The organism is Rhodococcus sp. 05-2255-3B1 (genome assembly GCF_002258545.1).
GTDB lineage: Bacteria > Actinomycetota > Actinomycetes > Mycobacteriales > Mycobacteriaceae > Rhodococcoides.
The window spans coordinates 194722-220222 of record NZ_NOZC01000003.1; the positions used below are offsets into that span (position 1 = coordinate 194722).

At 64.1% G+C, this 25501-nt stretch carries 20 protein-coding genes and 1 tRNA gene; 13 read left to right on the forward strand and 8 right to left on the reverse strand.

Going from position 1 to position 25501, the window contains the following annotated elements; translation table 11 throughout:
• Window positions 1-196 precede the first annotated feature (196 nt).
• Window positions 197-1339 (forward strand): N(5)-(carboxyethyl)ornithine synthase, encoded by a 1143-nt coding sequence (locus CH249_RS01460; RefSeq protein ID WP_094647508.1) that lies wholly within the window; start codon window positions 197-199, stop codon window positions 1337-1339.
• Window positions 1336-2463, forward strand: a complete 1128-nt coding sequence (locus CH249_RS01465; RefSeq protein ID WP_052049350.1) for a class I SAM-dependent methyltransferase — start codon at window positions 1336-1338, stop codon at window positions 2461-2463. The genes CH249_RS01460 and CH249_RS01465 overlap by 4 nt, the downstream gene beginning before the upstream one ends.
• 65 nt (window positions 2464-2528) lie before the next feature.
• Here the strand turns inward: CH249_RS01465 and CH249_RS01470 are convergent, their stop codons facing one another.
• The 3 genes from CH249_RS01470 to CH249_RS01480 form a co-directional block, all read right to left on the reverse strand.
• Complete coding sequence (locus CH249_RS01470) at window positions 2529-2762, reverse strand: hypothetical protein (RefSeq protein WP_032394788.1); 234 nt, start codon at window positions 2760-2762, stop codon at window positions 2529-2531.
• A gap of 23 nt (window positions 2763-2785) precedes the next feature.
• Window positions 2786-3970 carry an acyl-CoA desaturase gene (locus tag CH249_RS01475; RefSeq protein ID WP_032394619.1) on the reverse strand — a complete coding sequence of 395 codons (1185 nt, stop codon included), beginning with the start codon at window positions 3968-3970 and terminating at the stop codon, window positions 2786-2788.
• A 61-nt stretch (window positions 3971-4031) separates the two neighbouring features.
• Complete coding sequence (locus tag CH249_RS01480; protein ID WP_094631046.1) at window positions 4032-5144, reverse strand: ferredoxin reductase; 1113 nt, start codon at window positions 5142-5144, stop codon at window positions 4032-4034.
• 171 nt (window positions 5145-5315) lie between these two features.
• On the opposite strand from CH249_RS01480, the gene CH249_RS01485 reads away from it, so the two are divergent.
• Complete coding sequence (locus CH249_RS01485; RefSeq protein WP_254924267.1) at window positions 5316-5966, forward strand: TetR family transcriptional regulator; 651 nt, start codon at window positions 5316-5318, stop codon at window positions 5964-5966.
• A gap of 29 nt (window positions 5967-5995) precedes the next feature.
• Complete coding sequence (locus tag CH249_RS01490; protein WP_094682630.1) at window positions 5996-6826, forward strand: alpha/beta fold hydrolase; 831 nt, start codon at window positions 5996-5998, stop codon at window positions 6824-6826.
• Here the strand turns inward: CH249_RS01490 and CH249_RS01495 are convergent.
• Window positions 6817-8139 carry an MFS transporter gene (locus CH249_RS01495; RefSeq protein ID WP_094631044.1) on the reverse strand — a complete coding sequence of 441 codons (1323 nt, stop codon included), beginning with the start codon at window positions 8137-8139 and terminating at the stop codon, window positions 6817-6819. The genes CH249_RS01490 and CH249_RS01495 overlap by 10 nt on opposite strands.
• Before the next feature lie 83 nt (window positions 8140-8222).
• Here CH249_RS01495 and CH249_RS01500 point away from each other — a divergent pair, with 83 nt between their 5' ends.
• From CH249_RS01500 to cmrA, 3 genes are read left to right on the forward strand one after another with little or no spacing between them, the layout of a single operon-like run.
• A complete protein-coding gene (locus CH249_RS01500; protein WP_094682631.1) occupies window positions 8223-8750 on the forward strand; it encodes a PadR family transcriptional regulator in 528 nt (175 codons plus the stop codon).
• Window positions 8747-10792, forward strand: coding sequence for an NADPH-dependent 2,4-dienoyl-CoA reductase (locus tag CH249_RS01505; RefSeq protein ID WP_179273101.1), 2046 nt, complete (start codon window positions 8747-8749; stop codon window positions 10790-10792). Before CH249_RS01500 ends, CH249_RS01505 begins: the two co-directional genes overlap by 4 nt.
• Before the next feature lie 24 nt (window positions 10793-10816).
• Complete coding sequence (cmrA, locus tag CH249_RS01510; protein WP_032394622.1) at window positions 10817-11620, forward strand: mycolate reductase; 804 nt, start codon at window positions 10817-10819, stop codon at window positions 11618-11620.
• Window positions 11621-11622: 2 nt separating this feature from the next.
• Here cmrA and CH249_RS01515 read toward each other — a convergent pair whose 3' ends face one another.
• Entirely contained in the window at window positions 11623-13347 is a 1725-nt protein-coding gene (locus tag CH249_RS01515) for a helicase HerA-like domain-containing protein (RefSeq protein WP_094682714.1), read from the reverse strand.
• 94 nt (window positions 13348-13441) lie between these two features.
• On the opposite strand from CH249_RS01515, the gene orn reads away from it, so the two are divergent.
• The 3 genes from orn (at window position 13442) to CH249_RS01530 (ending at window position 15283) form a co-directional block, all read left to right on the forward strand.
• A complete protein-coding gene (orn, locus tag CH249_RS01520; RefSeq protein WP_094658041.1) occupies window positions 13442-14053 on the forward strand; it encodes an oligoribonuclease in 612 nt (203 codons plus the stop codon).
• Window positions 14054-14130: 77 nt separating this feature from the next.
• Window positions 14131-14206 (forward strand) — tRNA-His (locus tag CH249_RS01525).
• Between the two features lie 315 nt (window positions 14207-14521).
• On the forward strand, window positions 14522-15283 hold the full coding sequence (locus tag CH249_RS01530) for a M23 family metallopeptidase (RefSeq protein WP_032394623.1): 762 nt from the start codon (window positions 14522-14524) through the stop codon (window positions 15281-15283).
• 22 nt (window positions 15284-15305) lie between these two features.
• On the opposite strand, the gene CH249_RS01535 is transcribed toward CH249_RS01530, so the two are convergent.
• Window positions 15306-16499: an Ig-like domain-containing protein gene (locus CH249_RS01535; RefSeq protein ID WP_032394794.1), complete on the reverse strand. Its 1194-nt coding sequence runs from the start codon at window positions 16497-16499 to the stop codon at window positions 15306-15308.
• A 258-nt stretch (window positions 16500-16757) separates the two neighbouring features.
• Between CH249_RS01535 and CH249_RS01540 the strand changes: the two genes are divergently transcribed.
• Window positions 16758-20891: a bifunctional nitrate reductase/sulfite reductase flavoprotein subunit alpha gene (locus CH249_RS01540; RefSeq protein WP_094682632.1), complete on the forward strand. Its 4134-nt coding sequence runs from the start codon at window positions 16758-16760 to the stop codon at window positions 20889-20891.
• Here CH249_RS01540 and CH249_RS01545 read toward each other — a convergent pair.
• Together CH249_RS01545 and CH249_RS01550 are read right to left on the reverse strand one after the other, a co-directional pair.
• Complete coding sequence (locus CH249_RS01545; RefSeq protein ID WP_032394625.1) at window positions 20885-21805, reverse strand: alpha/beta hydrolase; 921 nt, start codon at window positions 21803-21805, stop codon at window positions 20885-20887. The two genes, CH249_RS01540 and CH249_RS01545, sit on opposite strands and share 7 nt — an antisense overlap.
• A 49-nt stretch (window positions 21806-21854) precedes the next feature.
• Window positions 21855-22973, reverse strand: coding sequence for an endo-1,4-beta-xylanase (locus CH249_RS01550; protein ID WP_094631039.1), 1119 nt, complete (start codon window positions 22971-22973; stop codon window positions 21855-21857).
• A gap of 168 nt (window positions 22974-23141) precedes the next feature.
• On the opposite strand from CH249_RS01550, the gene CH249_RS01555 reads away from it, so the two are divergent.
• Window positions 23142-23849 (forward strand): GAF domain-containing protein, encoded by a 708-nt coding sequence (locus CH249_RS01555; RefSeq protein ID WP_094631038.1) that lies wholly within the window; start codon window positions 23142-23144, stop codon window positions 23847-23849.
• A 229-nt stretch (window positions 23850-24078) separates the two neighbouring features.
• Window positions 24079-25479, forward strand: coding sequence for a sugar transferase (locus tag CH249_RS01560; RefSeq protein ID WP_256981206.1), 1401 nt, complete (start codon window positions 24079-24081; stop codon window positions 25477-25479).
• Window positions 25480-25501: the final 22 nt, after the last annotated feature.

Here is a 25501-nt window from a genome sequence, read left to right on the forward strand (position 1 = left end):
GTGACGTTCCTCCAGTCTGACCTGCGGTTCGTCGCCGTCCGTGGCCGGCGAACTAGGCAGCTCAACCTCCCGATCCAGCACCGCTAACGGGGTATCCTTGCGTGAAAGCGATTCACGCAGGCGCACACTCTGACCAGCACGAACACGTGACGCCTCGGCCCACTGTGGTTGACTCGACGGTAACGAAGGGTCACACGTGCATCAGCTCACTCTCGGAGTCCTCTCACGTTCACGCAAGCCGAATGAGCGGCGACTGCCGATTCATCCACTTCATCTCGATCGCATCGATGCCGACATCCGAGCCCGCATGTTTCTCGAATCGGGCTACGGCGAACCGTTCGGAATCTCCGACGAACATCTGGCCACCCAGGTAGCGGGCATTCACACGCGCGACGAACTCATCGCTCGCTGCGATGTGATCCTGCTGCCGAAGCCGCAGGCCGAGGATCTCGCCGCGCTTCGCCCCGGGCAGACCCTGTGGGGTTGGCCGCACTGCGTCCAGGATCGAGCCCTCACCCAGATCGCCGTCGAACGCAAACTGACACTGATCGCGTTCGAGGCCATGAACCACTGGACGCAGGACGGCTGGTTCAATCTCCATGTGTTCCACAAGAACAACGAATTGGCCGGCTACTGCTCGGTGCTGCACGCACTGCAGCTGATCGGTTCCACGGGCGATTACGGCCGACGGTTGCGTGCCGCGGTCATCGGTTTCGGGGCCACGGCCCGCGGTGCCGTCACCGCTCTGAACGCGCACGGCATCCACGACGTCGACGTCCTGACACAACGCGGTGTCACGGCCGTCGGGTCGCCCATTCATTCGGCCAACATCGTGAACTTCGATCTCGACGACGCCGATCCCCGACGAAGCCGAGCTCTCACGCCCGAGGGACGGGTGCCGCTGTCCCAGTTCCTCGCCGACCACGACGTGATCGTCAATTGTGTTCTGCAGGACACCAATGCACCGTTGACGTTCCTGACGAACGACGATCTGCCCACTCTCGCACCGGGAACTCTCGTGGTCGACGTCTCCTGCGACGAGGGAATGGGCTTCGAATGGGCCAGACCCACCTCGTTCACCGATCCCATGTTCACCGTCGGCGACAACGTCAAGTACTACGCCGTCGACCACAGCCCGTCCTATCTGTGGAACTCGGCCACCTGGGAGATCAGCGAATCGTTGCTGCCGTACCTGCGAACCGTCCTCGACGGCCCCTCGGCCTGGAGCCGTGATGCCACCATCGAGCGATCGATCGAGATCAGGAGCGGCGTCATCGTCAACCCCAATATCCTTGCGTTCCAACACCGCAGTGCGGAGTACCCGCACACCGCCGCATGAACGAGGACGCAGCGTCGATCATCGGCTGGACCGAGGACGGTAGCGAGCGGACGTCTCGCTGGCAGTCCGAGAACGGCGCTCCCCCACCGCGCGTGGTGCGGATCGTGAACGATTCGACCACCGCCGACGTCGCGTACAAGATGGCCACGATCGGTGAGGCGTTGTTGTGGCGCGGCGATTACAACAACGCACGACAGCTGTTGACGGCGATGGCCCGGCGGGTACCGGCAGCGAAACACCTGCCGGCCGCGTCGGGTGCGGAGCGGTTCCATCTGCACCGCCAGTACCAAGCGCGACGTGCGCGAGTGCTGGGAATGCTTCTGGTGGAACTCGATTCGGATGTCCGTCTCGATCTCGGCCGGGCACCGGACGTGCGGGCGGCCGTGACGGACGCTCTCGGCCCGGACGCCGCGCCGTGCGTGCTGTCGTTGCGCGAACTGCTCGGGATGGTCGGCGCACACGAGTGGCGACGCAAGGGCGTCTTCGTTCCGGCGCTCGACGCCTCGATCCATCCGCACTACGGAGTCTTCTCCCCTGTCCGCGGCGAGTACGTTCGGCTCGTCGCCGACGCCCCGCTGCCGGACACGGACCGAGCGTTCGACATCGGCACCGGCTCGGGCGTGCTGGCTGCGGTACTCGCCCGGCGCGGGGTGACCTCGGTGGTCGCGACCGACAAGGATCCGCGGTCGGTCGCGTGCGCACGAGCCAACATCGATGCTCTCGGGTACGCCGATCGAGTCGAGGTGGTGCAGGCCGACATCTTCCCGTCCGGCCGCGCGGGACTGATCGTGTGCAATCCGCCCTGGATCCCCACGAAACCGACATCGGGCATCGAACATGCGGTGTACGACCCCGGGTCTCGAATGCTCAAATCCTTCCTGAGCCGGCTCCGCGGGCACCTGACGCCTGACGGTGAAGCATGGCTGGTGGTTTCCGACCTCGCCGAACTGCTCGAACTGGTCACTCGCGCCGACCTTCTCACCGCCATCGACGCTGCGGGTCTGGCCGTCGTCGGCCGCACCGACACCACCCCGACGCACTCACGCGTCACCGACAGCTCCGATGTGCTGCACGAGGCGCGCTCGCGCGAGACCACGTCGTTGTGGCGGCTGCGCGCACGCTGAGCGTGGACACACGACAGCGCCGCCCGAGTGATGCTCGGGCGGCGCTGCGTCGATCTTGTACCGCTCTACCGTTCGCGGGTCTCGAACTCACCGTTGATCACGGTGCCAAGCGGGGCGTCACGCTCCGCCTTCTTCGCGGCCTCGCGCATCTCGATTCCGTCGGTGATCAGGTCACCGATTTCACGAGTGACGTCGCGGACGGCTCCGGCGATGATCACCACGATCCGGCCGACGTGAGTCGCGGCAGATTCGGTGAATTCCTGCACGGTGTCCTTGTTGCGCTCGAACTTTCCTACCAACAGGACCGCCCCCTTCGAAGTCGTCACGCTGCGCTGGTCTTCTTACGCTCGACGATAACACCGGCCGGCGCCGCCGATCCCGTGAGCGAATTGGGCAGCGCGAGCTTGAAGATCTTGCCCCACACCGTGCCGATCTGGTGGAAGAAGCCGCCGGTGTTGTACGGGAGATCGTACTTCTCGCACAGGGCCTTGACCTCGGGCGCGATCTGCGGGTACCGATGCGCAGGCAGGTCGGGGAACAGATGGTGCTCGATCTGGTGCGAGAGGTTGCCCGACATGATGTGGAACAGCGGAGTGCCCTCGATGTTGGCCGAACCCAGCATCTGGCGCACGTACCACTCGCCGCGGGTCTCCTCTGCGGTCTCTTCCTGGCTGAACGTCTGGACTCCGGTCGGGAAGTGTCCACAGAAGATGATCGAGTAGGTCCACACGTTGCGGATGAGGTTCGCGGCCACGTTACCGACCACGGTCGAGACGAAGAACGGCCCGGTCAGCGCCGGGAAGATCACGTAGTCCTTGAGCGCCTGCTTGCCCGCCTTGCGCCACATGCCCTGCAGCAGCGGCTTCACGTCGTGCCACTTGCGCTTGCCCGCCACGATGTTCTCGGTTTCGAGGTCGTGCAGCATCACGCCCCACTCGAAGAACGTCATCAGCAGGAACGCGTAGACCGGGTTACCGAGGTAGTACGGGTTCCACTTCTGCTCCTGGTCCATCCGCAGCACGCCGTAACCGATGTCGCGGTCCATGCCGACGATGTTGGTGAAGGTGTGGTGCATGTAGTTGTGCGAATGCTTCCACTGATCCGCCGGGCAGACGGTGTCCCACTCGAACACCTCGGAGTTCAGGCCGGGCTCACGCATCCAGTCGTACTGGCCGTGCATGACGTTGTGGCCGATCTCCATGTTGTCCAGGATCTTCGCAACACCGAGGGCACCGACTCCGGCCAGCCACGCAGGCGGCAGGAAGGGCAGGTACATCAGTGCGCGTCCGGTGATCTCGAGGCCGCGCTGGGCCTTGATGATCTTGTAGATGTATTCGCGGTCCTCGTCGCCGAGCTTGGCGACGGTGCGGGCGCGCAGATCGTCGAGCTCGCGGCCGAGTTCCTGGACCTGTTCGTAGGTCAGCACGGTCGGCTCGTCCGGCAACGTCTCGTTGCGGCGGAAGGGAAGGACTGTGGTGGGCAGGATCGAGAGAATCGTTCCGAGCATCTGCTGGTCTCCAATTCGATCGGGTCGAGATGGGTCTGGACTGTCGGTGTCAGGGGTGGATCTAGATGTCGATGTCGACGTCGCCCACGGCAACGGACACGCACAGCTGGATCTTCTTGTCGGATTCGGTGTCGGTCTCACCGGTCTTGATGTTCTTGGTGCAGCCGGACTTCTTCACCGAGGTGCAGGTGAAGCAAATTCCCATCCGGCATCCGTTCGCCGGTGAGAGGCCCGCCGCCTCGGCCTGTTCGAGCAGCGTCTCGCCGTCGTTCTCCGAGGTCACATCGCTGCCGGAGAACGTCGTGGTTCCGGTGACGTCGTCACTGACGGTGGCGAACGAGGGCGTGAATTCCTCGAGGTGCAGCCGCTCGCTCAATCCTGCGTCGTCGAAGAACGACGTCACGCCCTTCATGAGCCCAGGAGGTCCACACAGGAACGTGTCGGCCTCGGCGAACCACGGGGCCACTGCGTCGAGATGTTCCTGGCCGAAGAACCCGTACAGGTCGCCGCCCGTCTTCTGCTCGGTGTACGCGAAGACGATGTTCACGTTCTCGTGCTCTGCAGCGATCTTCTCCAGGTCCTTCTTGTACGCCACGTCGTTCTCGGTGAACGCGTAGTGCAGGAAGGTCAGGTCGCTGCTGTACCCCTCGTCCAGCAGCGACCTGAGCATCGACAGCACCGGCGTGATGCCGCTGCCACCGCTGATCAGCAACGTCTTCGCCGGGCGTGGTTCGGGAAGCTCGAACGTGCCGTCCGCCTGCGACAGGCTGACCACCAGACCGACGTGCGCGTTCTTGTGCAGGTACTGCGAGACCAGCCCCTCGGGATGCGCCTTGATCGTCAGTTCGATCCGGCCGTCCTTGCGGTACTGCGAGCAGGCAGGCGAATAGCAGCGGGTGTGACGAACACCGTCGATCACGACGCCGACCTGAACGAACTGGCCGGCCTTGAATCCCTTCCACTGACGCGTGGGGCGGATGGTGAGAGTCAACGATTCTTCGGTGGACCGGTGTATCGCAGTAACCTCACCGCGCAGGTCTCGAACGGTCGTCATGGGATCGACCAGTTCGAGGTACCGGTCGAGCGCGTGGGGTGTGGCCATGGCCTCGAACAGGGAAAGAAGCGAGAACTTGCGCAAACCCGAGGTCCGCGGCGGACGTTCTTGAAGCGTCATTCCATCCTCCCTAACCGGATCGAAACCTACGACCCATTCAGTGAACGATTGTGCACTAACATGAGTGTGGCAGAGCGACACCGGTACCTGTCAACGTTTATGTGACAGCCGTTACAGAGCGAATCGACCGTTCCGTGGGTGTCGGGGAGGAACCGGAAGGGAGATCACAGAATGCGCGCCCATAAACTGGACGTTGTGACAGAACCGGGGACCCGTGCCGAGCGCAAGGAACGCACGCGTCAGGCATTGATCGAGGGCACCCTCGACCTGCTACGCGAACGCTCTTTCGCCAGCGTCAGCCTGCGTGAGGTCGCCCGATCCGCCGGCATCGTCCCCACCGCGTTCTACCGACACTTCGCGTCCATGGAGGACCTCGGCGTCGCGCTCGTCGAGGACAGCATGCGCATGCTGCGGCAGATGCTGCGCGACGCTCGACGCAACCCGAGCGCCACGACCGCCACCGAATCCTTCGGCATCCTGGTCCGCCAGGTTCGTACCCACGAGGATCAGTTCCGATTTCTCAGTCGTGAACGGTACGGCGGCGTCACCGAGGTGCGGCGCGCCTTCGCCACCGAGCTACGCCTGTTCGTCAGCGAGCTGACCATCGACCTCTCCCGCATGCCCGGCCTCGAGCAGTGGGACGTCGCCGACCTCGAGATGACGGCCGACCTACTCGTCTCGACGATGCTCACCGCGGTGGTCGGACTGTTGGAAATCGACAGGCCGGGTAGTCAGAACGAGAAGGACCTGATTCAGCGGACCGAGAAGCAGATCCGCATGATCATGCTCGGAATGAGCCGATGGGAACCACGACGGGCTTGACCGTTCGAGAACGAGACGGCCGCGAAGGGATGTTCATGACCGAGGTACGAGTCGGCGAGTACGTGTTCGACGTTGCGATATCGGGTCCGTCGGACGGTGTTCCGGTGGTTGCACTGCACGGCTTTCCGCAGACCAACGCGTCGTGGACCGCGGTGACGCCCGGCTTGGTGGACGCAGGCTGTCGTGTGATCGCCCCGAACCAGCGGGGCTACTCCCCCGGTGCCCGCCCGATCGGTGTCGAGCACTATCGCATCGAACGTCTCACCGGCGACGTTCTCGGCCTGCTCGACGCACTCGAGGTGCCCTCGGCGCATCTGGTCGGACACGACTGGGGTGCGGTGGTCGCCTGGCACGTGGCGGCCGAGCATCCGGACCGCGTGCCCACGCTCACCACGGCGTCGGTCCCGCATTCGGCTGCATTCAACTGGGCCATCCGTCAGGATCCGGATCAGCAGGAGCGGTCGAAGTACTTCGGCCTGCTTCGGGAGCCGGAGAAGGCCGAGCGAGTTCTGGTGGAGAACGACGCGCAGCGTCTGCGCGCGATGTTCGGTGCCGAGAGCCTCGACGACGAGTACGTTCGTCATCTCACCGTCCCCGGGGCGCTGACGGCCGCATCGAGTTGGTATGCCGCGATGACCAGAGAGTTCGCGAACCTGACGCCGGTGACCGTGCCCACCACATACGTCTGGAGCAACGGCGACACCGCCATCGGTCGAGCGGGAGCGGAGCGCTGCGGCGAATTCGTCGATGCACCATACCGATTCGTCGAACTGGACGGCATCTCGCACTGGATCCCGGAGGAAGCCCCACTGGAACTCACGGCCGAGATCCTGGCCCGTATCGACTCCGTTCAGACCTGATCCGGAGCCCGCACCTTCAGCAACGCCAGCAGACCGGCAGCGAGAACGATGATCAACCCGGCGATACCCGCGCGGTCGGCGTCGAACATCCACACGAACAGGCCGAACAGAGACGGTGCGAGGAACGACGCGGCACGACCCGTCGTCGCGAACAGTCCGAAGAACTGACCTTCTCGTCCCGGCGGAGCCAACCGGGCCAGGAAGGTGCGAGCGGACGACTGCGCTGGTCCGACGAACAGGCACAGGATCAGCCCGAAGATCCAGAACATCGTCGGTCCCGAGACGAACAGCAGAACGGTTCCGGCCGCGATCATGGACGTGAGCGAGAAGACGATGACCTTCTTGGGTCCGATTCTGTCGTCGAACCGCCCGGCGACGATGGCACCGAGGCCTGCGATGACGTTGGCGGCGACGCCGAACAGCAGAACGTCACCCGCACCGATGCCGTAGACACTGACGGCGAGAACGGCCCCGAAGGTGAAGACACCTGCAAGTCCGTCTCGGAACAGTGCACTGGCGATCAGGTAGTACACGGCGCGCCGGTCTGCGCTCCACAGCTCACGGACATCGCGAAACAGAACACGGTACGAGGCCGCGAACCCGGCTTCGGCGGCCTTCGGATCGGCGACGGCTCGCGGCACTTCGGGAACGGAGAACATCACCGGGACGGCCGAGACGGCGAACCACACGGCAGCGAGCAGCGCGACGAGTCGGATGTTGAGTCCACCGTCGGTACTCAGACCCAGAACCCCGCGGGTGTCGCCATCGCCGGCGATGAAGCCGACGTAGCACAGAAGCAGCAGTACGATTCCGCCGAAATAGCCCATGGACCAACCGAACCCGGATACCCGGCCGATGTTCTCCGGCGTGGAGACCTGCCGCAGCATCGAGTTGTAGGGGATGCTGGCCAGCTCGAACATGATGGACCCGAGACCGAGCAGCAGCAGGCCCAGCCAGAGATAGTGGTAGTCGTCTCGGACGAAGAACAGGCCTGCCATGGCGACGACCGTCAGCGTGGTCAACACTCCGAGCAGCCACTTGCGTTTGCCACGCGCGTCGAAGTATTGCCCGCAGACCGGTGCGAGGAGCGCGATCACAACGCTGGACACGGCAATCGTCCAACTGAACCAGGTGGTGGCCGAGATCGAACCGGGTAGGTCGTCGCCGACTGCATCGGTGAGATACACCGAGAACACGAACGTGAGAACAACGGCGTTGAACGCCGCCGAGCCCCAGTCCCAGAACCCCCAGGCGGTGACCTGCTTGCGCGTTGTGGCGACTCCGACGACAGCGGCCTCCGGCTGGGTTCCCATGTTTGCCAACACTAGTCCGCGTCGGACTCGCGCCCAGGTGCACCTAGTTGCATAAGCACCGCGTTGCATACATACTCTCGGGTGTGGCTTTGGAACACGCGATCCTGGTTTCCCTGACCGAGCTCAGCGGCTCGGGATACGAGCTCGCCCGTCGCTTCGACAAGTCCATCGGGTTCTTCTGGAGCGCAACGCATCAGCAGATCTATCGGACTCTGACGAGAATGGACGGGGCCGGGTGGATCACCGGCGAGGCGGTCGCGCAGGACGGCAGGCCGGACAAGAAGGTGTACTCCGTCAGCGCTGCGGGCCGGGCCGAACTCGACCGCTGGATCGCCGCGTCGACCGACCCTTCGCAATTACGCGAGGAGCTGGCCGTCAAGATCCGCGGTGCGGCCAACGGCGACATCGAGGCTCTCAAGGTCGAGGTCGCCCGCCATCGCGATGTACATGCCACCCGCCTCGACGTCTATCGACTGATCGAGAAACAGGATTTTCCGGCTCCCGCTGCCCTCACCGGCACCGCGCTGCATCAATATCTGGTGCTGCGCGGCGGAATTCGCGTCGAAGAAGGATTCACCGAGTGGTGCACCGAGGTATTGGAGAAGCTGTGACGATCGAGCAGACCGCTGGCCCGTATCCGATTCTGTTGTCGCCGTTGGATGTCGGCGCAACCACGCTGAAGAACCGCGTGATCATGGGATCGATTCACACCGGCCTCGAAGATCGCGCCCGCGACACCGGCCGATTGGCGGCCTACTTCGCCGAGCGTGCCCGCGGCGGAGTCGCACTCATCATCACCGGGGGTTATGCCCCCAATCGCACCGGCTGGCTGTTGCCGTTCGGGGCCAAGCTGACCAATCGCATCGAAGCCCGCCGACATCGACGGATCACCGCTGCCGTGCACCGCGAGGGCGGCAAGATCGCACTGCAGATCCTTCATGCCGGGCGCTATTCCTATCAGCCGCTGAGCGTCTCGGCGTCGTCGATCAAGGCCCCCATCAACCCTTTTCGGCCCAGGCGACTGACCTCGCGGGGCGTCCGCTGGCAGATCCGCAACTTCGTGCGCTGCGCTCGGCTCGCCCAGAGCGCCGGATACGACGGCGTCGAGATCATGGGCGGTGAAGGCTACTTCATCAACCAGTTCCTCTCCGAGCGCACCAACAAGCGACGAGACGAGTGGGGCGGTTCGGCGGAGAACCGCCGGCGAATGGCCGTGGAGATCGTGCGGCAGACGAGGGCAGCCGTGGGCCCGGACTTCCTCATCGTGTTCCGGCTGTCGATGGCCGATCTGGTGGAGCAGGGCCAGAGTTGGAACGACATCGTCGCACTGGCGCAGGACGTCGAAGCCGCGGGTGCGAACATCATCAACACCGACATCGGCTGGCACGAGTCGCGAGTGCCGACCATCGTCACCTCGGTACCACGGGCTGCATTCGCGGACATCACCGGCAAGCTCGAGAAGCACGTGGCCATCCCCGTCGCCGCGTCCAATCGCATCAACATGCCCGAGATCGCCGAGAACATCCTCGCCCGCGGCGACGCACAGTTGATCGCAATGGCCAGGCCGATGCTCGCAGATCCGTTCTGGGTCGAGAAGGCCGCGACCGACTCGGCGGACCGGATCAACACCTGCATTGCCTGCAATCAGGCCTGCCTCGACCACGCGTTCGTCCACAAGAAGGTCTCCTGCCTGGTCAATCCTCGTGCCGGACGTGAGATCGACCTGCAGCTGCTGCCGACGAAGAAGACCAAGAAGGTCGCGGTCGTCGGAGCCGGACCCGCAGGCCTGGCTGCCGCACTCAATCTCGCGCAACGCGGACATGCCGTCAGCCTGTTCGAGGCCAGAAGCGAGATCGGTGGACAGTTCGGTATCGCGCGGCTCATTCCCGGCAAGGAGGAATTCGCCGAGACCATCCGGTATTTCTCGAGCGCACTGCGCTCCGCCGACGTCGCAATGCACCTCGACACCAGGGTCACCGCCGCAGAACTGATCGCGGGCGAGTTCGACGAGGTGGTACTCGCCACCGGCGTCACTCCCCGGATTCCGAACATCCCCGGCATCGAGCATCCGTCGGTGCTGTCGTACGCAGAACTGGTGCGCGACGGCAGGCCCGTCGGCGATCGGGTCGCGGTCATCGGTGCCGGCGGAATCGGTATCGACATCTCCGAGTTCCTCACCACCGACGCCTCCCCCACGTTGGATCTGAAGGAATGGAAGCAGGAGTGGGGCGTCACCGAGCCCGAGGCCGCGCCGGGGGCGTTGACGACTCCGGTGCCCGCACCGTCTCCGCGTGAGGTGTACCTACTGCAACGCAAGCCGGGACGCATCGGGGCCGGGCTGGCGAAGACGACCGGTTGGGTCCATCGCGCTGCGCTGAAAGCCAAAGGTGTGCATCAGCTCTCGGGCGTCAACTACGAGAAGATCGACGACGCGGGGCTGCACATCTCCTTCGGTGACAAGCACGAACGGTCGCGCGTTCTCGAGGTCGACACCATCGTGATCTGCGCGGGCCAGGAGTCGGTACGCGACCTGGTCGACGAACTGAAGGCCGCGGGGACCACCACACACGTCATCGGCGGTGCGGACGTCGCAGCGGAGCTCGACGCCAAGAGGGCCATCGAGCAAGGCACCCGGCTCGCGGCCACGATCTGATCTTTTCCGCTAGCCTGTCTCACCGTGAGCCTGCCCAAGCCCAGTCCAGATGCCCGCGCCGTCGTCACCGGAGCCTCCTCCGGAATCGGTGAAGCCCTGGCCACCGAACTCGCCGTCCGCGGACATTCCCTGATCGTGGTGGCCCGACGCGGCGAGCTGCTCGAGGCATTGGCTGCCAAGCTCACAGCCGAGCACGGCGTGACCGTCGAGGTGCGTCAGTCGGATCTGTCGAATCGTCAGCAGCGACAGGAACTGGTCACCGAGCTGGCCGAGCGCGAGATCTCGATCCTGTGCAACAACGCGGGTATCGCGACGTTCGGACCGGTGGCCGGTCTCGATCCAGCGTACGAGCGCGACCAGGTCGAGCTCAATGCCGTTGCGGTACACGACCTCACGTTGGCCGTCATGCCCGGCATGATCGGCCGCGGAGCAGGTGGAATCCTCATCACCGGTTCGGCGGCAGGCAACATGGCCATCCCCAACAATGCGACGTACGCCGCGACCAAGGCCTTCGTCAACACGTTCTCCGAATCGCTCCGCGGTGAGCTCGCGGGCACCGGCGTCAACGTCACCCTGCTGGCTCCGGGACCGGTCCGCACCGAGACACCCGATCCGGCCGAGGCCTCGATCGTGGACAAGATGGTTCCCGACTTTCTGTGGATCGACAGCGCCTACACCGCGAAGCTGTCCCTCGACGGCCTGGCGAAGAACAAGATGCGCGTCGTACCGGGCCTGCTCAGCAAGGGCATGTCGGCGGCCGGGCAGTACAGCCCGCGTAGCATCTCCGCTCCGATCATCGGCAGCTTCTACAAGAAGCTGGGCAACTGATCTCAGCGCCTGCGGCGACGTCCGGTTCCGAAGATGCTGCGCGAAATTTCCCGCCCGGCAGCCGAGGCGGCCGAGCGGAGAAAGCTCTTGACGGCGGGGTTGCCCATGATGCGCTCGGCAGCCGACGGGCCGTCCGGCTCGCTCGGCGGTAGATCCGGCAGATCGGCCGGCAGCGGCGGGATGTCGAACTTCTCGGCCGGAGCGGGCGCGTTGGCCACCCGAGCGTTCATCCGTTCGTAGGCCGACTCACGATCGACCGTTTCCCGGTACTTCACGGACAGTGTGCTCGACGACGCGGCCGCCGCGATGGCGTCGTTGCCGATGGTGTCCATCAACGAGCGCGGCGGGCGAATCTTGGTCCAGGCCACGGGCGTCGGGGCACCTTTCTCCGAAAGCACCGTCACGATGGCCTCGCCGGTACCCAAGGACGTCAGTGCCTTCTCGAGGTCGTAGGCGTCGGTCTTGGGGTACGTGCGCACCGTCTTGTTCAACGCCTTCTGATCATCGGGTGTGAAGGCGCGCAGTGCGTGCTGAATTCGCGCGCCCAACTGGGAGAGAACGTCGTTGGGGACGTCGGTGGGTAGCTGCGTGCAGAAGAAGACGCCGACCCCCTTCGAGCGGATGAGCTTGACGGTCTGCTCCACCTGCTGCAGAAATGCTTTCGACGCGTCGGCGAACAGCAGGTGCGCCTCGTCGAAGATGAAGACCAGCTTGGGTTTGTCGACATCGCCCACCTCGGGCAGCGTCTGGAACAGGTCGGCCAGCACCCACATCAGGAAGGTGGAGAACATCACCGGCCGTGCTGCCTGCGCTCCGAGCTCGAACAGCGTGATGACGCCCCGTCCGTCCGGCCCGACTCGCAGCAGGTCCTCGGTCTCGAGCTCGGGCTCGCCGAAGAAGGTGTCGCCGCCGTCTGCTTCGAGGTTGACCAGCGCGCGCAGAATGACGCCTGCGGTTGCCGAGGAGACGCCGCCGATGCCTTTCAGGTCGGCCTTGCCCTCGTCGCTGGTCAGGTGCATGATCACCGATCGCAGGTCCTTGAGATCGAGCAGGGCCAGCCCCTGAGAATCGGCCCAGTGGAAGATCAAGCCCAGGGTGGATTCCTGAGTGGTGTTCAGCCCCAACACTTTACTGAGCAGAATCGGCCCGAAGGCGGTGATGGTGGCGCGGACCGGCACCCCGATTCCCTCGGTGCCGAGCGAGAGAAACTCCACCGGATGGCCGGTGGGAGCCCAGTCCGCAATACCGGTGTCCGCTGCTCGGCTGCGAATCTTCTCGTTGTCCGCTCCTGGCTTCGACAGGCCCGACAGGTCACCTTTGACGTCGGCCATGACCACGGGGACGCCTGCGGCGCACAGCTGTTCGGCAATACCCTGCAGCGTCTTGGTCTTTCCGGTTCCGGTGGCTCCTGCCACGAGGCCGTGTCTGTTCAACGTGGCCAACGGGATTCGGATGCGGGCAGACGGATCGGTGACGCCGTCCAGCACCACGGTTCCCAATTCCAACGCGGCACCCTCCGAGGCGTATCCGGCGGCGATCTCGGCGGCTCTGCCGGTCGATGCCTGCGGCTGCCCCTTTTCCGCAGCCAGCGCTTCGGCTTCGGCGGCGTCGGCGGCGGCCAGCGCTTCGGCTGCGACCCGTGCTGCTTCGACGGCAGCGGCTTTGGCTGCCTTCGCCTTCTCTGCCGGGCTGAGCGTAGGTTCCGGCTGCGTCGGGTCGACTGTCATGTCCGCGTCCTCCATGAACGTGTGCTGATGCTGATCTGGCTCGATCGCCACCGCAAACCCTAGTGGCATCGCAGCTCGCACTAGTGTGGTGCGAGTGCAGGACAAACTCGTGTGGATCGATTGTGAAATGACCGGCTTGGACCTGAGCAAGGACAAGCTGATCGAAATTGCGGCGCTGGTGACCGACAGTGAGCTCAACATCCTCGGGGAGGGTGTCGACATCGTCATCCACGCCGACGACGACGCGTTGGCGAACATGCCTGCCGTCGTCACCGACATGCACGCCAAGTCGGGCTTGACCGACGAGGTGCGGGCGTCGACGGTGACGCTGGAGGAAGCCGAGCAGCGCGTTCTGGCGTACATCAAGGAGCATGTCCCGGTGGCCGGGACCGTTCCACTCGCAGGAAACTCGATCGCGACCGATCGCGGATTCATCTCCCGCGACATGACCGCGCTCGACACCTACCTCCACTACCGCATGATCGACGTGAGCTCCATCAAGGAACTCTCCCGCCGGTGGTACCCGCGGATCTACTACGGACAGCCTCCCAAGGGCCTTGCCCACCGGGCTCTGGCAGACATCAAGGAGTCGATCAAAGAGCTGAAGTACTACCGCCGCACGGCATTCGTGGCGCAGCCAGGGCCCTCTACCAGCGATATCGCCGCAGTCGTTCACGATCTCGACACGCAAGCAGGGGCGGATTAGCAACCCGGGATTCAACCCGCTAGTATTGTCGACGCTGCTGATGGAGAGCCCGAAACGGTTCTGCTGATGCGCACATGGTGGGTGTAGTTCAGCTGGTAGAGCACCAGGTTGTGATCCTGGGTGTCGCGGGTTCGAGTCCCGTCACTCACCCCATACGAACAAGGCCGGTCTCCTCGCGAGACCGGCCTTTTTCGTGCGTCCATCACCCAGCCCAGAGGGCCGCCCCGTCACCCCCCACATCCACCCTGACCTCGAATTACGTTGTTGTAATTCAACTTTCAGGTTTCCTGTGGGGTTAATGTGACGTACGGTTACCAATGGCACTTTTGGGGAAGAAAAGTACCAATGTGATTCATGTGTTTTTTGCTACGTGAGTTCAGCGTGCCCCGAAGCGTCACCGAACATGTTCTTACGTTCTGCGCGCACCCATCCGACGGTGCGCGGAGGACGCAGACGAGGAGGCTTTTCGTGGGTCGCAGAATGCACAGAGTCATAGCGGGTTCGATCTTGTCGGCAGCACTGTGCATCGGCACAACCGGCGTGCTCAGCCCGGCGGTGGCCACCGCTCAACCCACGATCGAACTACCTCAGATCCCCATACCGCAGCCCGATGCGCAGCAACGGGCCGCCATTCTCGCTGCCGTTCTCGACGCCACCGGCGTGCTCATCAATCAGGTCGCAGCCATCGTTCTGGACAGCGACGTTCTCTCTGCACCCGACGTCGCCGACGCACCGTCCACGGCAGACCTGCCCGAGATCGAACTCCCGACCGCGCCCCCGACCGTGGGGCTCGGCGGGGCGGTGCTCCCCATCGACGCGGGCAAGTACCGCATCAGTTCGGGCTACGGCGGACGTAACAACCCGACCGGTAACGGAGCGCAGTACCACCAGGGCGTGGACTTCGCCGCAGACAGCGGAACGCCCATCCACGCGGTGACCGGCGGAACCGTCGTTCAGGCCGGAGACGCAGGCGACGGCTACGGCAAGCTCGTCCGAGTCAAGAGCGGCAACACCGAGACCTACTACGGCCACCAGTCCAGCATCGCCGTCGCCGTCGGAGACGAAGTGGCACCGGGCGACGTACTCGGCGCAGTCGGCAGTACCGGAAATTCGACCGGACCGCATCTGCACTTCGAGGTACGCAACAACGGTTCGAGCATCGAACCGGTGGCGTACCTGAAGACCCTGGGTATCGACCCGTCGTTGTACCAGACTCGCGACCGTAGCTGATCCGGCCGGGCCGGGTTCGAGATCAGACGGTGGTGGCGTTCCCGGCTTTCCACTCGTCCCACGGGATATTCCAGTCACCGAGGCCGTCGGTACCCGACAACGTTCCGCCGACGGTGTTCTTCACGACGACGATGTCCCCGCGCTTGGTGTTGTCGTAGACCCACTTCGCGTTGGTGGGACTCAGGTTCAGGCACCCGTGCGACGCGTTGGAATAACCCTGCTGTCCCACCGACCACGGTGCGGAGTGGAAGAAGATGCCGCTGTAGGACATTCGCGTCGCCCAGTCGACCGGAGTGCGGTATCCGCTGGACGAATTCACCGGCACGCCGTAGGTCGACGAATCCATCACGAGATGCTCGAAGCGGTCGCCGATGATGTAGACCCCGTTGTCGGTGGGGGTGCTGTCCTTGCCCATCGACGTCGGCATGGTGATGACGTCCTGGCCGTTGACGTTGAACGTCACCTGCTTGGTGTTGTCGTCGGCGGTGGCGATGACGGCGTCACCGATCGTGAACGACGTCGTGGCGTTCTCCTGGCCGAAGATGTCGTCACCGAGATCGCGCCCGTACACGTTCACCGCCACGTCGACCTTGGTGCCCGGTGCCCAGTAGTTCTGCGGACGCCAGCGAACTTCTTTGTTGTTGACCCAGTAGAACGCGCCCTCGACGGCGGGCGTGGTGGTGACGGTGATCGCGTTCTGCGCAGCGATCTTGTCGGTGATCGGTTCGTCGAACTGAACCGCGACGGGCTGCCCGATACCCACGACGTCGCCGGGGTTCGGCAATACGTAGGGCTTGGTGAAGTTACCGGGTTGGCTGGTGGTGAAGCTCGATACGGTGCTCGACGCTCCCCCGAGTCCGTATGCGTCGGCCTGAACGCGGTATTCGCGGTCGTAGCCGAGCGGTTCGGTGTTGGTCCACGACAATCCGTCGGGCGAGATCGCACCCGAGACCGGCTCGCCCTCCGGGTTGAGCATGGTCACCGAGGACAATTTGCCGTCGGCGACCGAAACGGTCACCGGGTCCGCCGGCGAGAATCCGACGGCACCGTCGAGAACGCTGGAGGTCAGCTTCGGCTTCATCAGCTCGGTCATCGGGTTGGAATCGATCGGCACCGACGGTTCGGAGATGTCCGAAGAGGAACTACATCCCGACAGGACTGCCACCGAAGCAACCACTCCCACCGCGGCGATGACGAATCCGCGATACACCCTCATGAACCACACCACTTCCCACTTCGTACCCGACCGGGACGATTGTGCCAGCGAAGAATCGGACACTCCACTCGACAGCCCGTTCGATGAGTAACGTTCGAGTACCAATCGCAGACCGGGAAGTTCGTGTTACCTCACGTCCGCTTCCTGCGTTCCTCGGGCGCGCATCACCGCCTTCGGCGGAGCATGGTGAGGACAACGTCATATCCGGCTAACTGAGGTGTAATGACGGCGCACCCTGGGCCGGGCACTGTGGAATGCATGGTCACCACGGTGAAGACACTCTGCGCGTACTGCGGCGTGGGATGCGGCATGGTGCTCGAGGTCGGCGGCCCATCCCTGACCTCCGATACCACCGCGACCAGGCCTGTCGTCACCAAATCCGTCGGCGACAAGTCTCACCCGGCCAACTTCGGCCGGCTGTGCACCAAGGGAACCACCACCGCGGACATGCTCGCCGGACCCGGACGGCTCGAGAAGGCTCGGATTCGGCACCGCCGCGGCGAGCGCCCGGAGAGCACGGACACGTCGGTGGCGATCAACGACACCGCCCGGCGGCTGCGAGCGATCATCGACGAACACGGTCCCGATGCGCTCGCGCTGTACGTCTCGGGGCAGATGTCGATCGAGGCCCAGTACCTGTCGAACAAATTGGCCAAGGGTTTCATCGGCACCAACCAGATCGAATCCAATTCCCGACTCTGCATGGCGAGCGCGGGAACCGGATACAAACAGTCGCTCGGTGCCGACGGCCCGCCTGGATCCTACGAGGACTTCGACCACGCCGACGTCTTCTTCGTCATCGGCTCCAACATGGCCGACTGTCACCCCATTCTCTTTCTGCGGATGATGGACCGAGTCAAGGCAGGCGCGAAGCTGATCGTCGTCGACCCCCGTCGCACCGCCACCGCGGACAAGGCCCACCTGCACCTGCAACTCGAACCGGGTTCGGACCTCGCGCTGCTCAACGGTCTGCTCGCGCTCATCGTCGAGAACGGCGACATCGACCCCGAGTTCATCGCGGAGTTCACCGACGGGTGGGACGCCATGCCGGAGTTCCTCAGCGACTACACCCCGGAGAAGGTTTGCGCCGCAACCGGTCTCGCCGAGCAAGACCTGCGGGCCGCCGCCGCGATGATCGGCGGCGCAGAGAACTGGATGAGCTGCTGGACTATGGGCTTGAACCAGTCGACGCACGGAACCTGGAACACCAATGCGCTGTGCAACCTCCATCTGGCGACCGGTGCCATCTGCAGGACCGGTAGCGGCCCGTTCTCACTGACCGGTCAACCGAACGCCATGGGCGGACGGGAAATGGGATACATGGGCCCGGGGCTGCCGGGACAGCGAGCGGTGGTCAACGACGCCGACCGCGAATTCGTCGAGGATCGATGGGGCGTTCCGCGTGGAACTCTGCGCACCGACGTCGGCGGCGGAACCATCGAGATGTTCGCCAAGCTCGCTGCCGGTGAGATCAAGGCCTGCTGGATCATCTGCACCAATCCGGTTGCCTCGGTGGCCAACAGAACGACGGTGATCGACGGTCTCGAGCGCGCCGAGCTGGTCATCACTCAGGATGCCTTCGCCGATACCGAAACCAACGAGTACGCCGATGTGATGCTGCCCGCTGCGTTGTGGACGGAAGCGCACGGAGTGATGGTCAACTCCGAACGCAACCTCACGCTGTTCCAACCGGCGCTCGAGGCACCGGGCGGTGCGCTGCCGGACTGGAAGATCATCGCCGACATGGCGTGCGCGCTGGGGTACTCCGATGCCTTCACGTATGCGAGCGCCGAGGAGGTGTTCGAGGAGATCAAGCAGTTCTGGAATCCGAACACCGGCTACGACATTCGCGGAGTCACCTACGATCGCCTGCGCGAAAGTCCCATCCAGTGGCCGTGTCCGCCCGACGCGTCGACCACCCGGCACCCGATCCGTTACCTCAACGACGGGGTCAGCCAACGACGACGGGTGGCCGAGGACGGTTCGATCCCCGCGTTGTCCTTCCCCACCCCGAGCGGTCGGGCTCAGTTCTTCGCCAGGCCCAGCATGATGCCTGCCGAGATGCCCGACGACGACTACCCGTTTCTGCTCAACACCGGGCGCCTGCCGCACCAGTGGCACACCATGACCAAGACCGGCAAGGTCGCCAAACTGAACAAACTCGATTCCGGGCCCTTCGTCGAGGTGCACCCACACGACGCCGACCGGCTCGGTCTGATCGACGGCGACAGCGTCGAGGTCGCGTCCCGCCGAGGCCGAGCCGTCCTCCCTGCCGTCGTCACCGATCGAGTGCTCCCGGGCAGCTGCTTCGCACCCTTCCACTGGAACGACGAATTCGGTGAGTATCTCGCCATCAATGCCGTCACCAACGACGCCATCGATCCGTATTCTCAACAACCCGAGTTCAAGGCGTGCGCTGTCACGCTCACGAGAGTTGTTGCAGCCCGATCACCCTCACCCGCGGACGACGAGCATTCCCACGATCCGGTCGATGCACTCGCCACGATCGTCGGCCGCCCTGCGCGCCCTTCGGAACCACTGACCACCATCGAGCAGCGTTACATCGCAGGACTTCTCGACGGTCTGGGCAGTGAGGCGGGCCGCAGCGCCGCCGGAACGCCCACCCTGCCGTCGCAGACTCCCCTGTCCCCCGAGACCCACGCATGGCTCGACGGCGTTCTCGCAGGACTGTTCTCGCGTAGACCCGACACCGACGGTGCTGTCTCCGGCGTATCGGCCGATACTGCTGATCCAGGCGGTCGTCCGGTGCTGCTGCTCTGGGCCTCGCAGACCGGCACCGCCGAGGAGTACGCCCAGTCCTGCCTGGCCCACCTGCGGGGAGCCGGTCTGACGATAGCCGAACACTCGATGGATACGTTCACCGTCGATCGTGTGCCCGCCGAGGCCGATGTGCTGATCGTCAGCAGTACCACCGGTGACGGTGAAGCGCCCGACAACGGCGCGACGTTCTGGGACAGCCTCGCCGCCGAGTCCGCGGCGACGCTTCCGGGAATCCGTTATGCCGTACTCGCTTTCGGGGACTCGAGCTATGCGGACTTCTGCGGCCACGGACGCAGGATCGACGAGCGTCTCGCCGAGCTGGGTGGCCGGCGACTGCTCGAGCGCGTCGACTGCGAGCCCGACTACGAGAGCGAGGCGGCGGCGTGGCTCGATGCGGTGGTCGATCTGCTTCGGCGCGATGACGACACCACCATCGAGGAAGCACGGGTGGAGTCTGCCCGCACCGTTCCGCAGACCCGCGCGGAGCCGGAGCGGTACAGCAAGAAGTCACCGCTGGTGACGACTCTCGTACGAAATCGGGTACTGACCGCACGCGGATCGGTCAAGGATGTCCGTCAGTTCGGATTCCATCTGCCCGACGGCACGCTCGAGTACGAGGTAGGCGACGCGCTCGGAGTGTGGCCGCGAAACAGCGATGCCTATGTCGACGAGTGGCTCGACGCCACCGGCCTGGACAGCGATGCAGCCGTCGACCTCGCCGGACACGGCTCGATGTCGCTGCGCACGGCGCTGAGCCGCCACCTCGAGATCGCCCGTGCAACACCGGATCTGCTGAAGTTCGTCCATCGACGGACTGCGGACGACGATCTCGAGGCGATGCTGCATCCCGACAACAAGCATGCACTGTCCGACTGGATGTGGGGTCGTCAATCGATCGACGTGCTTGCTGCACACCCGGTTCGAGCCTCGGTGGACGACTGGCTGGGAGTTCTGAAACCGTTGCAGCCACGGCTGTACTCGATCTCGTCGAGTCCGAAGGAGAACCCCAACGAGGTACAGGTGACGGTCTCGGCGGTGCGGTACAACGTGCACGGAGTTCCGCGACGTGGCGTGTGCTCGACCTACCTGGCCGACCATGCGTCCAACCACGATGTGGGAATCTTCGTGCAGAAGACCTCGCACTTCAAGCCGCCGGACGACCCCACCACCCCGATGATCATGGTGGGCCCGGGTACCGGCGTCGCCCCGTTCCGCGCCTTCCTGCACGAGCGTCGCGCACTCGGGCACACCGGCCACAACTGGCTGTTCTTCGGTGAACAGCACGCCGACACGGACTTCTACTATCGCGACGAACTGACTGCGATGCTGAGCGACGGGTCGCTGAACCGCCTGGACGTCGCCTTCTCGCGCGATCAGAAGGACAAGGTCTACGTCCAGGATCGGATGCGCGAGCACGGGGCCGAGCTGTGGAACTGGATTCACCGCGGTGCCCACTTCTACGTGTGCGGCGATGCGTCCAGAATGGCGAAAGACGTCGAAGCCGCGTTGAAGGGCGTGGTGGCACAACACGGCAAACTCGCTCCCAGCAGTGCCGAGGCCTACGTCAAAGCCCTTGCCGCAGAGAAGCGATACGTACGCGACGTCTACTGAGTCGGTGGAACCGTGCGGGTGAGGAATTCGATCTGATCAGCCACCACTCGCTCGAATGCCTCACCCAGGTAGATCTCGAAGTGACCGGCGTCGTAGGTCTTGATCTCGCCCTGCGGTGCCGTACGCGCGTAACGCAGAGTGGCCTTCGCCGGCGCAACCGAGTCCGTTTCGCAGACGACGAACAGGATGGGGCACCGAACGTCCTTGGCCCGACGCCCGGGCCGGTGCCGCACGATATGCAGCGCAACTCTGGCTGCGACTCGGTTGTGAAAGGTCTCGTCGGCGTCCGGCGCGAGTGCCAGGTAACCGTCGTAGCTGTCGGGTGAGGTCATCAGCGCGGTCGTCCCGGGTCGTCCGGCCGTGTTCACCATCAGCGGAGGTCGACCGATCACCGAACCTGCCAGGTCACCCAGTGCCCGGCCGGACAGCTTCATCGATGTCCAGGTGTTCGACGCGAGTCCCGAGGCAATTCCGTCGGTGAACGGACACTGCGAGATCACTGCCGCGACCTGCTGGTCTCGGGCGGCGGCGACGATGACGTGACCACCGCCGAACGACGAGCCCCACAACACGATTCGGGAGTTGTCCACATCTGCACGTGAGCGGGCATGAGCGATCGCCGAGGCCCAGTCCTGCAATTGCGCGTCGATGTCGAGCAGCTGTCGTGGCTCGCCGCCGCTGGCCCCGAAGTAGCGATAGTCGAACACCAGGCAGGCGTATCCCGCGGCGCGGAAGCGCTCGGCATAGGCGTCGAGCCGCATCTCCCGAGTTCCGCCGAGGCCGTGCCCCATCACGATCACCGGAGCCGGGCCGGTGTCCCTCGGAAGATAGAGCCACGCCGCGCAGGCGTCACCGTGAGAATCGAACGTGACATCGATGCGATCTGGGATCGAGCCCCCCGGCTGCGAATTCATGCGCAGACAATAGCTCACCAGGTCGAAGCATTGGCCGAGAGTCGGTCGATCAGCGTCCGGAGTGCTCGGCGGCGTAGGCGTCGACGCGTCCGTAGGCGATCTTGGGCGTCCAGTCGCGCTGCACCAAGCCGAAGTTCTGCTCGGTGTCTGCTGTGTCGGTGCCGGCGTCGCGCAGGCTGTACACGTAGGCCGGTCCGAGCCAGTCGTTGCCGAGGACGGCATCGAGAACGATCCCTATGCTGTCCGCTTGCACCTGCTCGCTGACACTGTTGGGTGCGGTCCCGGTTGGCGCACCGAACTCGGTGATCCAGATCTGCTTGCCGCTGTCGCCGCCTGCGATCATGGTGTCTCGCATGGACCACATCTTCATGGCGGTGTTCCACGACGCCGTGTCCGGGTCGTTGGGTAGGTACGGCCACGTGTACGGGTGAACGTTGAAGGCGTCGAAGTACTTGTTGGATCCTTGCGCGTACATCTTCGACAGGAACGTCGTACCCGCGATGTTGCCGTCCTTGTCCTCGGAGGGTGCCATCCCGCCTGCGAGCACGGTGGAATCGGGTTGTACTTGCTTGATCGCCGTGTAGGTCGCTCGAAGCAGCGCCGAATAGGCCGCCACATCGGGAACGGGCTTGAAGAACGTCACGATGTTCGGCTCGTTCCACACTTCCCATATCTTGATTCGGCTCTGGTACCGCTGAACCACGGTCTTGGCGAACGCAGCGAAGGTCGCAGGGTTCGCAGGACGGGAGTGCGAATCGTTGACGGCACCGGCTACACGTGCCCATCGCGGTGTGTACGCGACGATGCCGTGCACGCACATCCCGTGGGCCACAACGGCATCGATCACCCGATCCGTTCGGCTCCAGTCGAACCTGCCCCGCGTCGACTCGATGGCAGACCAATCGATGTCGAGACGAACCGCGAAGGACCCCGCGTCGCGGGCGAGCGTCAGTTCTCGATCCAGATCCGTCGGAGACAGCGCACCTATCGAAGCGCCCGGTGACACTCCGATCCGAACGGCATCCGACTGCCGCGAACACGGCGGATTGTCCCCCGGTACCTGTTGCTCCCGCAGGACGGATGCGGCCGCCGGCATCGACCCGGCAGCCAGGGACAACAACACGACTACAAGCGCGGTTGCCGCTCGCCGCGGTGAACTCGGTTTCATCGGCAGATGTTAGCAACCTCGGTGAATTCGAAATCGAATACCGGCAATATTGCTTCGCAGCTGGGTTTGTCTCGGTCCTCGGCCGCAGAACCACGCCGAAAACCGAATTATGGAATGCAGTGACTCGGGCGTCGGTGAGACGTCACGGCCTGTACTACCATCTGGACAATGACAACAGGATTTCCCGGTTTCGACGACCGCCTGAACGAGTTGCTGGCCACACAAGCGGAGAAGTCGGGTCTGTCCCCCGAGGCATACATTCGACGCGCTGTGGTCGATCAGATCGTGCGAGAGCTGTCCGAGGATCCCGATTCCGAGGTCGGTGCGCTGCTTCGAGTTCTACAGGAGGGCGTGGACAACGGTGTCGACCCGATCGAGGCCACCCGAGTGTTCGGCACCCCGATCGACGACCCGGACAGGCTTGCCGCAGTGACCCGAACGGGCTTGATGGACACCGACTCCGACGCCGGGTACGACCGGGTCGTCGCCATGGTGGCCGATGCCCTCAGCGTTCCGTCGGCTGCGTTCTCGCTGCTCGACGACAAACGTCAGTACTTCAAGAGCGCTCTCGGGCTGCCTGCGGAACTCGGTGGCGCGCAGGAGGTTCCTCTCGACGGATCGATCTGCCGCTACGCGATCGACCTCGGACAACCACTCGTCGTCGAGGACGCACGGCTCAACGACATGCTCAAGGATCACCCGTCGGTGCAGGGCAACCTGCTCGTGTCCTACCTCGGAGTCCCGCTCACCGACGACGAGGGCCATTCAGTCGGAACCCTCTGTGTATGGGATCAGCAGCCCCGTCAATGGACTACCGGCCACGTACAGATACTGCAGGATTTGGCATGGATCATTCGCGAGCGAATTTTCGAATAACCGGCGAAATACCCATCGGGTATTAGCATTTTTCGGCCCACAACCGACTTCGAGTTTTTTTGACAAGTCGACCGGGTTGCCTCTTTCGTCCCGGTATACATTAAAAGGGATATTCGGGACCACCGATCCGAACTAGCCACCGGAAGTAGATGTGCCCAAAACCCTGGATTCATTGCGCACCAGCTCTCGGGCTGCCGAGGCGGACACAGTCGTAGACTCTCGAACACTCGTGGATCGACTCCGAGTCGATCCGTGGCACTCGGCGATCACCGTGGCCGTCGACGTCCTCGCTGCTGTCGTGGCCGTGGTTGCAGCACTGCTGTGGTATTCGGGGAGTCTGACCGAGACCGGCTGGCTGCCATGGCTTTTCCTGCCGCTCCTCGTCGGCATCCTCGCCGCCAAGTCGATGTATCGCCGCGGACTCCGGCGCAACTTCCTCGACGAGATCGGGCCGGCCGAAACCGCCGTCGCATTCGCATCACTGGCGTTGATGGTCTCGATGTTCGTGGCCGACACCGACTATCGGCCGAGTGCCGTCGTACTGCGAATCTGGGTGGCGAGTGCCGCGACGATCGCCGTTGCTCGCTTGATCCGTGTCGTCGTGCAGCGGTTGATTCGAACCAGGTACGGCTCCGCCGCACCGACCATCGTGTTGGGCAACGATCCGATTGCCCACCAACTCGTTTCACGGACACGGCAATTCCCGGAGTACGGTCTGCTTCCGGTCGGTTACGTGGGCGAGGCACCGGTCGCCGACCTGTCCTCGGCGGGCGACCCGGCCGATCTGCCTCACCTCGGAGTTCCGAGCAACTTCGAGACCATCGCTCGCAGAACGGCAGCAGAAGAACTGATCGTCGCGTTCGCACCGACGGAGGATCGGGAGCTCCTCGGTGCCATAAGGACAGCGCATCGACTCGGCATGCGAGTGTGGGTGGTGCCGAGGCTGTACGACGCAGTAGGTGTCAACGCCCGCGTCGAGCACATCGGCGGTCTGCCGTTGATGGTGCTACCGCACGTGAACCCCAAGGGGTGGCAGTTCGCACTCAAGGGAGTTCTCGATCGGGTTCTGACCGCGCTCGGCCTACTGCTGCTCTCCCCCGTCTTCCTGACGCTTATGCTGCTCGTGCGCCTGAGTTCCCCTGGACCGATCTTCTTCAAGCAGGAGCGAATCGGGCGCGACGGATTGCCGTTCGATTGCCTGAAGTTCCGTTCCATGCGGCCTCCCCGTGCCTCCGACGCCGAGTTCGAGCGGAAGGCCGGTGACGCGCCCGGCGGCGTCGAAGGTGTCGATCGACGAACGCGCGTGGGAAAGATCATGCGACAGACCTCGATGGACGAACTTCCGCAGCTGCTCAACGTCCTTCGCGGCGACATGAGTTTGGTCGGTCCGCGGCCGGAGCGCCCCGAGTACGTCGACCTGTTCGAGATGCAGATCCGTCGGTACGGAGAGAGGCATCGCGTGAAGGCAGGTGTTACGGGATGGGCACAGGTGCACGGCCTTCGCGGACAGACGTCCATCGCCGACCGCGCCGAGTGGGACAACTACTACATCGAGAACTGGTCGGTGTGGCTCGATGTCAAGATCCTGTTTCTCACGGTTCTCGCCGTTCTGAAGCGCGCCGAGGACTGATCGTGGTCTACGCCGAACACGA